This is a genomic window from Tenacibaculum sp. 190524A05c, assembly GCF_964036595.1.
GTDB classification, from domain to species: Bacteria; Bacteroidota; Bacteroidia; order Flavobacteriales; family Flavobacteriaceae; genus Polaribacter; species Polaribacter platacis.
This window is the reverse complement of record NZ_OZ038523.1, coordinates 2,110,231-2,126,145: the sequence shown is the minus strand read 5'-3', so window position 1 is coordinate 2,126,145 and position 15,915 is coordinate 2,110,231. Positions and strand designations below refer to the sequence as shown.

Annotated in this window: 10 protein-coding genes and 1 tRNA gene; 6 read left to right on the top strand and 5 right to left on the bottom strand. The window is 31.7% G+C overall.

Going from position 1 to position 15,915, the window contains the following annotated elements; genetic code table 11:
• Nucleotides 1-45: 45 nt before the first annotated feature.
• Entirely contained in the window at nt 46-2,820 is a 2,775-nt protein-coding gene (locus tag ABNT61_RS09200; RefSeq protein WP_348742985.1) for an outer membrane beta-barrel protein, read from the bottom strand.
• 412 nt (nt 2,821-3,232) lie between these two features.
• Between ABNT61_RS09200 and ABNT61_RS09195 the strand changes: the two genes are divergently transcribed.
• The 3 genes from ABNT61_RS09195 (at nt 3,233) to ABNT61_RS09185 (ending at nt 5,634) form a co-directional block, all read left to right on the top strand.
• Nucleotides 3,233-3,592 carry a hypothetical protein gene (locus tag ABNT61_RS09195; protein WP_348742984.1) on the top strand — a complete coding sequence of 120 codons (360 nt, stop codon included), beginning with the start codon at nt 3,233-3,235 and terminating at the stop codon, nt 3,590-3,592.
• Between the two features lie 28 nt (nt 3,593-3,620).
• Nucleotides 3,621-4,460 (top strand): type IV pili methyl-accepting chemotaxis transducer N-terminal domain-containing protein, encoded by an 840-nt coding sequence (locus ABNT61_RS09190; RefSeq protein WP_348742298.1) that lies wholly within the window; start codon nt 3,621-3,623, stop codon nt 4,458-4,460.
• A gap of 151 nt (nt 4,461-4,611) precedes the next feature.
• On the top strand, nt 4,612-5,634 hold the full coding sequence (locus ABNT61_RS09185; protein WP_348742983.1) for an energy transducer TonB: 1,023 nt from the start codon (nt 4,612-4,614) through the stop codon (nt 5,632-5,634).
• 24 nt (nt 5,635-5,658) lie between these two features.
• Here the strand turns inward: ABNT61_RS09185 and der are convergent, their stop codons facing one another.
• The 3 genes from der to era all read right to left on the bottom strand — a co-directional run bounded on the left by der (nt 5,659) and on the right by era (nt 9,574).
• Nucleotides 5,659-6,966 (bottom strand): ribosome biogenesis GTPase Der, encoded by a 1,308-nt coding sequence (der, locus tag ABNT61_RS09180; protein ID WP_348742982.1) that lies wholly within the window; start codon nt 6,964-6,966, stop codon nt 5,659-5,661.
• Nucleotides 6,967-7,052: 86 nt separating this feature from the next.
• Nucleotides 7,053-8,600 carry a choice-of-anchor I family protein gene (locus ABNT61_RS09175; protein WP_348742981.1) on the bottom strand — a complete coding sequence of 516 codons (1,548 nt, stop codon included), beginning with the start codon at nt 8,598-8,600 and terminating at the stop codon, nt 7,053-7,055.
• Nucleotides 8,601-8,692: 92 nt separating this feature from the next.
• The gene (gene era / locus ABNT61_RS09170; RefSeq protein ID WP_348712758.1) at nt 8,693-9,574 is read right to left on the bottom strand and encodes a GTPase Era; all 882 of its coding nucleotides are present in this window, start codon (nt 9,572-9,574) and stop codon (nt 8,693-8,695) included.
• A gap of 122 nt (nt 9,575-9,696) precedes the next feature.
• Here era and ABNT61_RS09165 point away from each other — a divergent pair.
• The 3 genes from ABNT61_RS09165 (at nt 9,697) to ABNT61_RS09155 (ending at nt 15,503) form a co-directional block, all read left to right on the top strand.
• A tRNA-Met gene (locus ABNT61_RS09165) sits at nt 9,697-9,769 on the top strand.
• A gap of 234 nt (nt 9,770-10,003) precedes the next feature.
• Nucleotides 10,004-14,065, top strand: coding sequence for a glycosyl hydrolase family 18 protein (locus tag ABNT61_RS09160; RefSeq protein ID WP_348742980.1), 4,062 nt, complete (start codon nt 10,004-10,006; stop codon nt 14,063-14,065).
• Between the two features lie 208 nt (nt 14,066-14,273).
• Nucleotides 14,274-15,503, top strand: a complete 1,230-nt coding sequence (locus tag ABNT61_RS09155) for a lytic polysaccharide monooxygenase (RefSeq protein ID WP_348742979.1) — start codon at nt 14,274-14,276, stop codon at nt 15,501-15,503.
• Between the two features lie 52 nt (nt 15,504-15,555).
• On the opposite strand, the gene ABNT61_RS09150 is transcribed toward ABNT61_RS09155, so the two are convergent.
• On the bottom strand, nt 15,556-15,906 hold the full coding sequence (locus ABNT61_RS09150) for a hypothetical protein (protein WP_348742978.1): 351 nt from the start codon (nt 15,904-15,906) through the stop codon (nt 15,556-15,558).
• Between the last annotated feature and the right edge of the window lie 9 nt (nt 15,907-15,915).

The window sequence follows — 15,915 nt, the reverse complement described above, 5'->3', positions numbered from 1 at the left end:
ATGAAAAGCATAAAAAAAAGCCATCAAAACGATGGCTTTTTTCGGTTAGAAACTAAAATCATAGTCTCGAATTTTTCCCTTTTTACCTAAGCTGTTGAATTTCCAGCTAAATCCTAACATGAAGTATTGTTGTAAAACAGTACTTTCAGAATCTTCGATATAGTTAGCTGTTGCAATTCTTCTTGCATTGGTATTCTGATTTAATAAATCGTATGCTTTCAATGTAATCGTTGCTTTATCATTTAAAATAGAGTAGGCTAAAGTCGAATTCCAAAACCATGCAGACTGATTAAAGCCAATTACATTCGGGTTGTAGGTATAATTCACGTCGTTTCTCCATTCTAATTTTTTAGGAACATTTGTTTTTGTTCTAATACGAACTCTATGACTTGTAAATTCTTGATCTAAGAAAGAATCTACATTATATGATGTTTTAGAAAATGTAAGATCATATCTCGGCTCAATAGATACAATTTTGTTCCAGTTAAATGAAAATCCAATATTTGGAGTTACAGATAATGTCTCAGCAATATTATCTACATCATTTAAAATATTTACACTTCTATTACCATTAACTCTAGTTCCTAATCTTAAATTAATTGTTGTAATAGAATCTAATTTTATGTTTTTATTATAGTTCGCACCACTCCAGAAATCATAAACTCCATCAGCATTATCATATGTAGAAGTTCTAACTAAATTATCATCAATGCTCGTTCTGTTTACAATTTGATTATTAGTTAAACTTCCTCCCATATACATAAAGAAGCCTGTTCTTTTTTGCCAATTATACTTATTAAAGTTGGCATAGATTCTATGTGTTTGACTTGGCTTTAAGTTTGGATTACCAGTAATGATATTCGATGGATTAGTTACATCACTAAACGGTTGCAGCTGGTTAAGGCTAGGAGCGTTGTTGTCTAACGAATAATTGAAATAAACAGATGCTTTCGAATCAAAACGATATCTAAATGTTCCATCTAATGTAATATTATTGAAGTCTTTTTCTAAGCTTAAATTCGGACGTAATAAATCAATATTTTCTAAAGTTCGGTTTACTTGTCCAACTTCGAAGCTAAAACGCCATTTTTTTACATTATACACTAAATCAATAGATGGAGTTTTAGTAATATCATTATAAGTAAAATTCGAACTTAAATCAGTATTGAAGATAGTAAAGTCATTGGTGTTATTGTCAAAATCGAATGTACTTTCCACATTTGTTCGTTCATCTCTTCTAAAACGATATTTTGTATCAATAAATAATTTCTTAGCGATTAAAGGAATTCGATACGAAATACGAGATCTAATACTATTTAGTTCATTATCTATTGTGCTCTTTTGATTTCTAATTTCTGAGCTTGGTGTAGTTCCAAAAATATTAATAGTTGAATTATTAAAATCTTCACCGTCAGATTGATCGATTTGATTTTCTACAGTGGCTTTAATAAAAGATCCTTTTTCACCAAATCTCTTTGTAATGTCAATTCTATTTTGAAAGTTTTTAGCATCAGATGTAGAGAATGTACTACTATTGAATTCATTCGTTACAACTTGGTTTTCATCCAAAGATTCTTCGAATGTGTTAAAAATACTTTCTCGTTGGTTTAAGATAAACGAAGGATTTACATTAATTAAGAATGTAGAGTCTATCTCTATATCTAACTCAGCGTTAATGCTGTGATTGTGATTTTCGTTATCTGAATTAGAGTTTGAGTTCGTAAAATACCTTCTGTCTGGTAATGTAAATTCTCTATTGTTTCTAGAAACATCTTTAGAGTTACTCCCAGAATAGAAGTAATCCGCGTTTACATCAAATCCTTTTCCATATTCATCAGCATATGTTGCTCCTGCAGTTTTAGAAGTGATAATTCCACTTCCTCCACCAAAACGTCTTCCTCCAACACTAAAAGATCCATTACCACTAAACCATACACCACTACCGTTTCCAAACATTTTTTGAATTTCACCAAAACTAAATCCAGGAGAGTTAATGTTGTTTGCACTGGCTAAGACACTAAAACGTTGATTATTGTCAAATCTATTTATCATTGTCGCACCTTCATATCTTTCATCTGTTCCACCACCTGCAGAAACACGACCGAACCATCCTTTATTATTTTCTTTCTTAATGGTAAGATTTATGGTTTGATTATTGGCATCTCCTTTTTCACCTGAAAAAGCCTCTGATTTAGATTTTGTATCTGTAATCTGAACTTTTTCTATAATTTCTTTAGATAAGTTTTTAGTCGTGATTGTCGGATCATTACCGAAAAATGGTTTTCCGTTAACTAATATCTTATTTACAGGTTTTCCGTTTACTGTAATTTTTCCTTCTTCATCAACTTCAACTCCGGGTAATTTTTTCAAAAGATCCTCAACATTAGCATCTTTTTTAGTTTTAAAAGACTTTACGTTGAATTCTAATGTGTCTTTCTTAATGGTAATAGGAGCTCTTGATTTAATTACTACTTCATTAAGCATATTAGACTCTTCCTTTAAATTGATTGTGCCTAAGTTTACGTCAGGTGTTTTATCTAAAGAAATAAGCTTACTATAATTGTCCATTCCAATAAAAGAGATAAAAAGTTTTACATCTTTATGAAAGGCTTTCCCTTCTAAAGCAAAATATCCTTTATCATCTGAAATAGTATAAGAAACAATAGAACTGTCTTTAACTTTTTCTAAGTGAACAGTAGCAGCTTCGACAGGCATTTTTTCTTTCTCAGTTTGAATTTTACCTGATATCCTAAATTTATAGGACTGTGCATGTGCACCAAAAGATAAAATAAGAGCAATAGCAATAAATAAGTTTTTCATAGTTCTCAGTTTACGCGGGCAAATGTATTCAACTCTTCTAGTTCTGAAGAATAATTTGTAATCAAATGTCCTTTTTATGTAGTCAATTGTGATTTCTTTGTTTTGAATATAGCTTGTGAGGGAGTCGCTTATTCTTTTTCATAGAAAAATTATCTTCGTTTTTAAATTCCGAACCAAAAGAACAAAAAAAACGATTTTTCAAAAAGTTAATTAAAGTTAATTTATGTTATTTTTTGATAGCTTAAATTTTGATGCAATTATCAAAATAATAATCTGAACCCCCTGATTTATATGGGAATTTAAAAAAAGGGTGGTTTTCCTGAGATTTTAACAATAACGAAGGTGTGATTTGTGTAGTAGTTTGAAATACACTATTTTAGAAAAGAATTTATAACAAAATATCCCCCCGCTTATGAAGATTTTGTTTACTTCGTTGTGTATTCTATTTTTTCAATTTTCTATTTATTCACAAACGGAAGACGACTACAAAAACACTTTAGAATTAGTTAAAAAAGCCTTTAATGAAGGTAAGGCTACATTAATTCATGAAAAGTTTAATGATGCTCTAAAAGGCAAATTAAAACCAACTCCTTTTAAGAAAACTATTGATAGTTTGCATAATAATAAAGGTGTAATGTCTTCTTATGAATTGATTTTAGAAGAAGAAAAAGAAAGAAATTACCTCGTTGAATTTGAAAACGGAACACTTTTAATGCTACTTCATTTAACATCAGACGGTAAGATATCGACTTTTGTTATTAAAGAATACTAGTATATAAACACATTTTATATTTATAATTATGAGAAAAGATCTAACTAAAATAGCTCTTGCATGTACTTTTTTTCTTGCTACTCAACTAACAACGTATGCACAGAATAAAAAATACGGATCGCTATCATTTAATAAGGCTGTAAATATTTCAGGAAAACAACGTATGCTTACGCAGCGAATGGGAAAGATTTACTTGTATTTACTAGACAACCCGAATGATTTTAAAGCGCAGAAAAACTTAAAAATTACTAAGATTATATTCGAAAAGCAGATTTCAATTCTAGATAAGAATGCGAGTTTATTAATTACTAAGAATAAGCTTGCAGAAGTAAAAGATACTTGGGAGAAGTACAAAAAGTTTATAGAATCTACACCAAATAAGAAGGATGCCGAAAAAATTATAAACACAAATTCAACAATACTTAAGTATGCGAACAATGTTGTTAACGCCATAATTCTTGAATCTAAAGGTGGTAGTTCGGATGATTCTTATGTTGCTGAAGAAGATTCAGAATTGAAACAAATTATTAATAAAGCTGGTAGACAACGAATGTTATCTCAGCGTTTAGCATTGTACTATTTTGCCAATAAACCTGACTTAAAAAACAAGAAAACTGAAAGTGTTTTACGTAATGTATATTCAGAACTTGATAATGCATTAAATGATTTGCTAGTATCTAGTTTTAATAATGATAGAATTGATGAAGCTCTTGGAGATGTAACCGTTTTATGGGAATCTGTTAAGGAGAATAATGATAAATTATTTAAGCAAGGATATCAAGATCAAGAAATATATAAGTTAAGTAATACGTTAACGAAGTTGTTTAATAAAATTACCAATTTATACGAAAAAGTAAAGGTGGAATAAACAGATAAAAGGACCCGAAATATTAAATATATATGATAATTGAAATTAAGAAAATGAGAGTTTAATAGTTATAACCATTACTACATTATTAAAGTTCTTAAGATAGATTGAGTTTTTAGAGCTCATCAAACAAATTTTTACCCCCAATATTATGAATCTAAAGAATTGTATAAGATTATTTGTGGTTGCATTGTGTTTAAATGTAACTGCACAAAAAGAGGTATGTACATCATCAGAAAATGAAGTAACTGATTTACATACCATTGGAAAATGCGCGATTGAAAAATTTAAGAAATCAAATGAGAAAGAATTCGTGCAAATCTCTACTCGTAGAAGAGTAGTTAGAAAAAGAATGTCATCTAATATTCTTAAATTAAAAAAGAATCTAAAATCTTCATCAAGCCAAAAACTCAGCATTAATCAAGTTGATAATATTCCTATGTTTAATGATTGTGTTTCAGTAGGAGTTGAAAATGAAATGAATTGTTTCAACGAAAAGATTAAAAAGCACATTAATGGGAATTTGAAATATCCGGAAGAAGCTTTTAAAAATGGTATAGAGGACAAAGTATTGACTTCTTTTACTATTGGAAAAAGTGGAGAAATTAAAGACATTAAAATTGTTAGTGCTAAGAAATACCCATTGTTTGAAAATGAGGCAAAACGTTTAATCACCAACTTGCCGAAATTAAATCCAGCTAAACATAATGGAGTTACAACTGAAGTTAGACATAAGGTGTATATAAACTTTAAAGCTCCGAATAAAAACGCTAAGGATTTTTACCAAGCTAATGATTCTGGGTTAATCCAAGATTATGTTCGATTCGATCAATTAATCGATGCACCTGTTTTTATTGGATGTTCTGATTTTGCAGAATCAGTAAAACAAGAATGTATTAAAGAGACTTTTGTAAACAATGTTCTTGAAAATCTAATTTACCCTTTTGATGCAGCTTCTGAAGGTGTAGAAGGTAGAGTTTGGGTTCGGTTTATTGTGGATACAGAGGGCTATGTTAAGAATATTACAGCATCTGGCCCAGAGAATGGAAAGTTATTAGAGGATGAAGCGAAAAGATTAATTACACTTCTTCCTAAATTCTTACCAGGTAAAAAAGATAATGAATACGTAAATGTAGAGTACTTTTTACCTATTGATTTTCAGTTGGATGAATAAACAGAACAAAAGTAATTCTAAGAATTACTTTTGTCTAAAATAAATACTAATTGGAACACCATTAAAGTTATAATGTTCTCTCAATTTATTTTCAACAAATCGTTTATACGGATCTCTAATATATTGAGGCAAATTAGCAAAAAAAGCAAATTGAGGTGTATGCGTTGGTAACTGCATACAATATTTGATTTTAATGAATTTTCCTTTGATTGCTGGAGGAGGTGTATGTTGCATAATTTCCAGCATAGTTTCATTCAATTTACTAGTTTGAATTTTACGCTTTCTATTTTCAAAAACTTCAACAGCAGTTTCAATTGCTTTAAATATTCTTTGCTTTGTTAAAGCAGAAATAAATACAATTGGAATATCAGTAAAAGGAGCAACAGTTTCACGTATTTTCCTTTCGAAATCACGCATTGTATTTGTTTCCTTTTCAACTAAATCCCATTTATTAACAAGAATTATAATTCCTTTTCTGTTTTTCTCAGCTAACCAGAATATTTTTTCATCTTGTCCTTCGAATCCTCGAGTAGCGTCAACCATAACAATTGCAACATCAGAATGCTCAATTGCACGAACAGCTCTCATTACAGAGTAAAATTCTAAATCTTCTTTTACTTTAGATTTTTTACGAATTCCAGCAGTATCTACTAAATTGAATTCAAATCCAAATCGATTGTATTTCGTATCAATAGAATCTCTTGTAGTACCAGCAATATTGGTAACGATGTTTCTATCTTCTCCAATTAATGCATTGATAAAAGACGATTTTCCTGCGTTAGGACGACCCACTACTGCGAAACGAGGTAATTCATTTTCAACTTCTTCCTCAACAGGTTCAGGAATTGCTTCTGCAATAGCATCTAATAAATCACCAGTTCCACTTCCGTTAACAGAGGATATTGTATGATAATCACCTAATCCTAGGTTGTAAAATTCAACAGCATCTGCAGCACGCATGGCATTGTCAACTTTGTTTACAGCCATAAATAAAGGTTTTTCAACCTGGCGAAGTAACTTAGCTACAGCATCATCCATTGGTGTGATACCTTGTTCTACATCAACAACAAAAAGAATAATATCTGCCTCATCTAAAGCAAGTTGCACTTGTTTTCTAATCTCCTCTTCGAAGATATCATCTGATCCAACTACATATCCACCTGTGTCAATAACAGAGAATTCCTTTCCGTTCCATTCCGATTTACCGTAATGACGATCTCTAGTAACTCCACTTACAGAGTCAACAATAGCTTCTCTTCTTTTAATTAATCTATTGAAAAGGGTAGATTTACCTACATTAGGTCTTCCTACGATTGCAACAATACTATTCATGCTGCAAAGGTAGCGTTTATATAAAAGAAAACAACTATTGATTTAAAAATCAATAGTTGTTTTATCATTTTAAAAATATGTTCGAGTTACTGAACGTTTTGATAGATACTTACGGTACCACTATCTTCATTAGAAACTAATACTAAATCCTTTCCATTCGGACTGTCTTTAGCAGGAATTACTAATAATCCTTCAGGAGCTTCATCACCATTATGAGATAATATAGATAAGAACATTGGAGCTGATGGATTTGTAATGTCGTAAACTAGTACCTGATCAGTACGTTCTAATCCAACAAATAAAATATAACGTTCGTTATTTATATTTAGCACTTCAACAGCTTCAGGTTCTGCTCCTTTATCATCACTTCTTCCATCATCATCGTTAAAAGTAGCAGGAGTTAATTCTAGTGTTTTTTCAGAAATAGTGTTTCCACTATCATAAATTAATGCTCCATTTTCAGACCAAATCGTAAAAGATCTGCCTCCGTAAGCATATAATTTGTCGTAGTCTCCATCATTATCAGTATCACCTAAATCTAAGGCAATCTTTAATCTTCCTAAATTTTCTTCTTTTTGTAATTCTGCTGCGTTAGGAAATGCAGTAGGATCTAAATCAATTTTCTTGATTCGTTCTTCATTTACAAAGACATCTTCATCGTCACTTTCATCATCTGTTCCTTTATCATCAATATATTCTCTGGCATCTCCTTCATTCGCTGAGATAATGTAACCAGTTCCGTTAATATTGACATAAGTAATTGCATCTGGTTGATAGATACCGTAAACTGGAATATTTCTTAATTCCTTTTTATCATCTTTATTACTAGGATCAATTGCATTTCCGGCTTCATTATAGTTTTTAAAACCTAAAGGATAAATGGCTTCGATAGTTTTAGTTACTAAGTTCACTTTTGCAATTCCATTGTTCTCTTGAAGAGAAACCCAAGCTGTTTTTGAATCATCAGATACAGCAATATATTCTGGTTCAACATCTTTAGCTAAGTCAGCATTTGGTCCGAATACTCTAAATCCGTTACTTTCTAAAGAAGCTTCTTGGCTATTAAAAGCAGAAAAGTTTAATGTAGTTACATTTCCTGATTCCAGGGTAATAATACTTACACTCCCTTCAGGATCATTAGTATACAAGCTGTTTGGTTCTCCTTCGTTTGCACAGATTAGTAATTTACCGTCCTTTGAGAATGTTACCATATCTGGTAATGCACCAACAGTATAAGAGTTTAATAATGCATTATTTTCTGCATTGTAAACAGCAATTTTTCCATTGTTTTGTTTTACAGCATCTTCTAAGGCAACGGCAACTTTTCCATCATAAGTGCTAATACTGTTTGGAGCACCAGACATTACTGGAATTGACCCTACTTTTGAAGGAGCATCCACATCTTTTAAATCGTAAACAGAAATTTCTTTCGCTTCAGAATTAACAACAAATAGTTTTTTTGTTTTTGAATCGTAAGCAGAAATTTCTGCTGCACCTTCACCACCTACATTAATAGTATGTACATATTGAAAGTTAACTTCTGTATTAATTGGAGCTGAGCCATTGTTGTCATCGTTACAACTACTCAAAGACACAACAATTGCTATTGATAAAGTTTTAAATAAATTTTTCATGGTTGATAGTTTTGGCAAAACTTATCTTAAAACTTTACTTAAAAGTTATCTAAACAAAAAAGGATTGTTAGTTTAAAATTATAAATGTTAAGTTATTCTTTATAACCGAATCTTCGTAGTTGTTTATCGTTAGATCTCCAATTTTTATTTACCTTAACATATAAGTCTAAATATATTTTTTTGTCGAAGAAATGTTGAAGACTTTTCCTTGCTTCTGTACCTACTCTTTTAATCGCAGTTCCTCTATGACCAATAATAATACCTTTCTGTGTTTCACGTTCAACCATGATTACAGAACGAATTTTTATAATATTGTCTTCTTCAATAAAACTTTCGGTTTCAACTTCAACAGAATAAGGAATTTCCTTTTTGTAATGTTGTAATATTTTCTCTCTAATAGTTTCATTAACGAAGAAACGTTCAGGTTTATCTGTTAACTGATCCTTAGGATAAAAAGGAGGAGAGTCTGGTAGTAGTTCAATAATTTTATAGAATACAGTTTCTACATTAAATTTTTCCAAAGCAGAAATTACGTACACAAAAGAGTTAGGAACTTTCTTTTTCCAATATTCTATTTTTTCTTGAACTTGATCTTGACTTGATAAATCAATTTTATTCAATAACAGGATTACAGGAATTTTACTATTGATGATTTTATTGAAAAACGCTTCATTCTTCAATTCTTTTTCACCAATTTCAACCATATAAATTAAAACGTCAGCATCATCAAAGGCAGATTTTACAAAATCCATCATAGAATCTTGTAGTTCATATGCTGGTTTTATAATACCTGGTGTATCAGAAAATACAATTTGATAATCTTCTCCATTTACAATACCCAGAATTCGATGTCTGGTTGTTTGAGCTTTAGAGGTAATAATTGATAATTTTTCACCAACTAAAGCATTCATTAAGGTTGATTTTCCAACATTCGGGTTCCCGATTATGTTTACAAATCCTGCTTTATGTGTCATAAAAGCAAAGGTAAGTCTTTTTTATTCTGCTGATTATAAAAAGAGTCATATAGTTTTTTTAAAAAAGGTTAAATTTTATTTGGATATATCTGAAAAATGTCCGTATCTTTGCCGTCCAATATCGCGGGATAGAGCAGTAGGCAGCTCGTCGGGCTCATAACCCGAAGGTCGCTGGTTCGAGTCCAGCTCCCGCTACTAAGAAACCGATTCAAATTTGAATCGGTTTTTTCATTTCTACACTCATTATTGAACTTTTCAAATAAAGTATCTGTATTTTATTTTAAAAGAATACTAGGTTTATGTCACTGGTTATTAAGGTGTTATTTTTTCAATGTCATTTGTTACTGTTTTAATGTTGTTTGTCGATTTTATTTTGCACAACCAAAGGATAGTGTTAAAATCGAGTAATTAACCTAAAATTAAAATCTTATGAACCCCCCGAATTTTTTTCGTAGAGGAATAGTGTTTTTATTCCTTATGATCACTTCTATTCTAGTATCACAAGTAAATACAGGTGGATCTGCCACTACTTCAAATCATCAAAAACAAATAATTGGTTATATAACTAATTGGGACGCCTGGAAGTCCGAGAAAGCTGGTCTTCCTTCTCAGGGAGCTTTTACTCACTTGAATATTGATTATGCTAAGTATACAATTTTAAACTATTCCTTTTTTGGAGTAGCGAGAGATGGATCTCTACACAGTGGAGATTATAGAAATAAACAAATTTATCAAGATGGCGTATCACAAGAACCAAGTGATTTATTTTTTACAGATATATATAGCAGTTGGGATATGCATATTTTGTTTGGAGAAATTGAACCACTTCAATTTATAAATGAAGATGCTAAACGTCGTGCTGAAGCACAAGGTTTTGAAGTTGAATTGAATTCAAATACTTGGAATCATCCAACTTGGGGATTGAGCGGAACACTTCCTTTACCACTTCATAAAGAAGATGGTGCGCCCGGATTATTGGAATTGGCTCATCAAAAAGGAGTAAAAGTTATGGCTTCAATTGGAGGATGGAGTATGTGTAAGCACTTTCCTGAAATGGCTGCTGATCCTGTAAAAAGAGCTCGATTTATAGAAGATTGTAAAAAACTAATCGCTGTTGGCTTTGATGGTATTGATTTGGATTGGGAATATCCTGGTCCATTTTCTGGAATGAATTTTACCGGTTCTCAAGAAGACTTTGCAAACTTTGAGAATCTAGTTGATGAAATAAGAGCAGCTATTGGTCCAGATAAATTAATAACATCAGCCATGGCAGCTGATCCAAGAAAACTGGAAGGATTTAATTGGAGTAAGCTATCAAGTTCTATGGACTATTTTAATATGATGACTTACGATTATAATGGAGGTTGGTCAAACAAGACAGGGCATAATGCTCCAGTGTATCCGTATTCAAATGCTGAAGTTTCATTTTTCAATTGGAAAGCTACTTTAGATAAATTAGTTGAATTAAATGTTCCTAGAAGTAAAATCTGTTTTGGGGCTCCATTTTATGGAAGAGGAGTTGTAACAACTGGTAATGCTGATCTTAATGCAAGTACAGTAAAAAGATCAGAAAATATTCAGCCTGATGGACCAATTCAAACGGCTTCTGATTTTACAAATTGGCCTAAAGAAGTTTATGATGGAACACCAAATTATCACTTTATCAAACAAAAAGCATTAACGCCAAATAGTGGATGGGTTAGAAAATGGGATAACGAGGCAAAGGTTCCTTATCTAACCAAAGGAAACTTCTTTTTAAGTTATGATGATGAAGAATCTATAGGAATAAAAGCGCAGTTTATTAATGATAATAATCTTGGAGGAACTATAATTTGGACTGTTTATGGAGATTTAGAAATCAGTGGATCTGTTACTTCTTTTGGGACTAAGTTAAAAAGATGGTCAAATGTGAAATCACCTTTGGTAAACAAAATCAATGAAGTTTTTGCTAACGGTGGAACTGGTGGAAATAATGCACCTTCAGTAAGTATTTCTTCTCCAAATAATAATACTGTTTTCAATCTAGGTGAGATTATAAATATAAGTGCAAATGCTTCAGATGTTGATGGAACAATTTCTAAAGTTGAGTTTTATAATGGAACTATTAAATTAGGAGAGGACAATTCATCTCCATATGAATACAACTGGCAAAACGTAAGTGAAGGGACGTACACAATTACTGTAATTGCTACGGATAATGAGAATGCAAAAACCACTTCTTCTCCTATTTCAATTACAGTAAGCGATGGAGATACTATCAACGAATGTCAAGGAATACCAGAATGGTTGGCTTCAAATGTGTATAACGGAGGAGATAATGTAGTTTACAATAATGTAAATTATCAAGCTAAGTGGTGGACTCAAAATCAAACTCCAGATACGCATACTGGTAGCGGACAACCTTGGGAAAAAATAAAAGATTGTGGAGGCTCAGGTACAGGAAATCAATCTCCATCAGTTGCTATAACTTCCCCAAATAATAATAGTTCATTTGAAGTGAATTCAACAATAACTATAAATGTAGAAGCAAGTGATGTGGATGGAACAATTTCAAAAGTGGAATTTTTTAGCGGAAATAATAAACTTGGAGAAGTTGCAAGTACTCCTTATACTTTTTCTATCAATAATATTTCAGAAGGAACATATTCTTTAACTGCAGTGGCTATTGATGATGATGGTGCTAAAACAACTTCACAAGCTGTATCAATTTTAGTTAGTTCTGGGAATAGTGGAGGATGTAATGGAATTCCACAATACATAGTTGGTACTTCCTATGGTAAAGATCAAGAGGTTGAGAATGGAGGAGAAAAATTTAAATGTAATATTCCTGGCTGGTGTTCTTCAAATGCTGCATGGGCATATGAACCTGGTGTAGGAGCGCATTGGCAAGATGCATGGTCTAAAACTGGTGATTGTAATGGAGGAAACGGAACTTCACCAGAAGTAAGTATTACAGCTCCGCTAAATGGAACAACTTACAATGAAAATAGTAGTATTACGATAAATGCAAGTGCTACAGATGATGGAACAATCGCGCTGGTTGAGTTTTTCAATGGATCAGTTAAGTTAGGAGAAGATACTACTTCACCTTATTCGTATACGATTAGTAATGCTCAGGATTCAAGTTATTTGCTAACAGCTGTTGCTACGGATAATGACAATAACAAAACCACTTCGAGTGAAGTCCTTATTAGAAAAAACACTGGTGATACTGGTGGAGATATTCCAAGGAAAATCTTGGTAGGATATTGGCATAATTTTAATAATGGATCTACAATCCCTAAGTTGAGAGAAGTGTCAACTGATTGGGATGTAATTTGTATTGCTTTTGCTGAACCAAAAGTAGGTAGTACAGCAGATATGCAATTTGATCCGTATGAAATATATGGAGGAAATCAACAGGAATTTATTGACGATGTTGCTTTAGTAAAAGCTAGAGGTCAAAAAGTATTAATTTCAATTGGAGGTGCAAATGCAAGAGTTGAATTGAATAATCAAACGGAAAAGAGTGAATTTATCAATTCTATGACCAATATTATTAATACGTATGGATTTGATGGTTTAGATATAGATTTAGAAGGAAGTTCTTTATCCTTAAATAATGGTGATACCGACTTTAGAAATCCAACTACACCAAAAATTATTAATCTTATTGATGCTACAAAGCAGATCATAACTAATATCGGTAGTAATTCGTTTGTTCTAAGTATGGCGCCAGAAACGGCTTATGTACAGGGAGCTTACAGCACTTACTCAGGAGTTTTTGGAGCTTATTTACCAGTTATTCATGCATTACGTAATGAAATGGATTACATCCATGTACAACATTATAATACAGGATCAATGTTTGGTGCTGATGGTAATATTTATCAACCGGCTACTGCAGATTTCCATGTGGCGATGGCAGAAATGTTAATAACAGGATTCAAAGTCGCACAAACAGGACTCACTTTTCCAGGATTGAATCCAAATCAAGTAGCAATAGGATTACCTTCAACTACCCAAGCAGCAGGAAGTGGTTATACTTCAGAAGCAGTTGTTCAACAGGCTTTAGATTATTTAATTAAAGGAGTTTCTTATTCTGGAAGAACCTATACAACAAGTTCAACGTATCCTGATTTTAGAGGTATAATGACGTGGTCTATCAATTGGGATTTAGTGAATAATTCTAACTTTTCATCAAGTCATAGGTTTTATCTGGATAATTTAAATCAATCTAGTAGGACAACTAACCTTATGGATTCTAATTTAAAAACCTATCCGAATCCTGTAAGAGATTTTATGACGATCGATTTGTCTAATTTTCAAAATAATGATGCTTCAACATTAAGAATTTATGATAGTAGAGGAAATGTAATTTTAAAATCAAAATTAAATCAAGGAAAGAAATTAAACCGCTTAGATGCTACTTCATTAAAAAACGGACTATACTTTTTTACGATTAGTAATACTACAAATAGCTATTCAGGGAAATTTATTAAGGTCAAATAATGTTGATTTTGATAATGGAAAAAGCTTCACACTTGTGAGGCTTTTTTTATTTATAACTCAAAGTGTTGATTAATAGTAATGTAGTGCGAGTATTCGGAATGTCTTCTTTACTGTTGTTCGTGCTTTAATTGCTGTTGTTGAGATAAATAATTTCAGTAACCTGTAGTGAATGAGTAATTTATGTGTAAACAAATAAACCCCCGAAAACATGAAATCAAAACTTCAAAAACAATTTGTATTCGATTTACATCAAACATTTAAATACTTTTTATTTTGTTTGATTTTTATCTTTTTAAATGAAAATATCTATTCTCATGGAACCGTTATTTGGCCTAAGAGTAGAATTAAAACTTGTCATGATAACCCGAATTCCAATAATTGTGGACCGTGTGGAAGTTCTATTTATGAATGGCGATCAATATTACAACCAGACACCAATTATGGAAGGCATCGAGATTTTGTTTCAGATGGACAATTAGCCAGTGGAGGAAATCCAGATAAATATAGTTGTTTAGATGCTCTAATCAGTTGGCCAACTCAATCGGATTGGACTACAACTAAGGTTAATTATGGAGATATTTATGTGAAGTGGAAAAACACAGCTCCGCATAAAACTCAATACTATAAAGTTTACATAACACCTTTAGATTGGGATCCTTCAAAACCGCTCAAATGGGATGATTTGATGGAAATTGGTCACGTAGGCAAGAGACCGGCAGAAGATTTTACAGAAATAAAAGCAAATATCCCGGATTCTTACATTGGAAAAAGAGCTGTTTTATACAGTGTTTGGCAGCGAGATTACAGCGATAGTCATGAGGCTTTTTATTCCGTTAGTGATATAGAGGTTGTTGCTTCTGGTGGAGGAAGTAGTGATGATGGAAATCATGGTGACGACGGAGATCAAGGAGGAGGTGATCATGATCACGGTGGAGACCATGGTGGTGGAGATCATGGAGATAGCAATTGTGTTAACATTCCACTTTGGAAAGAAGAGGCTATTTATATTGCTAATGATTCTGTGCGATTTATGGATAAACTGTATCAAGCAAAATGGTGGACTAGAGGAGATAATCCTTTACAATTTTCAAATAGATATGATGTTTGGAAAAATATTGATGACTGCAAAGCTCAAACCATTACAAAGAAGGTAGAAAAATGGAAGGATGGACTTGTAATGGAAGATGAATTTAGAGTATTGCAAAATCCATTTACTGATAAGATCAAGATATCATTAAATACTGTTGAAAGGAAGTTTCCTTTAAAAATAGTAGTGAAAGATATAAGTGGAAATCTGTATTATGAAGAGTTAATTTCAACAAAAGAAAGTGATCAATTTATAGTTATTAACCCTAAAGTAAGATCTAAAGGAGTTTATATTTTACAGATTATTCAGGGAAATAAAGTTCTTAAAAATCACAAGCTTATTAGAAAGTAAAATCAACAACAAATTTAAAAATCGGGACTAATTTTAGTTCCGATTTTTTGTTTTATACGGTATGTCTTTTTGCAGTTGTTGTTGTGTTGAAGCTTGGTTGTACATCAGGGTGATTTTCAATTTTATTCATGTTTTGATAGAGTTGCAAGATCCTTGAAAAGTATTCAATACAATTTTCTATTCGTTTATTTTCAACGGTTAATTTTAATGCTGAAGTGTCTCTGTAATATTGAATAGTTATGCTTCCGTTAGGACAATAAATGATTAGTTTATCTTTTAAATCTTCCTGAAGAAATAAATCAAAATATCCACTTGACCAATTAATCAACTTTGAAAAAAACTGATTTTCAATATTGGTAAATACCTGTGTTTTTTGATGTGATTTTTTTGCAACTAACTTCATTCGATGTTT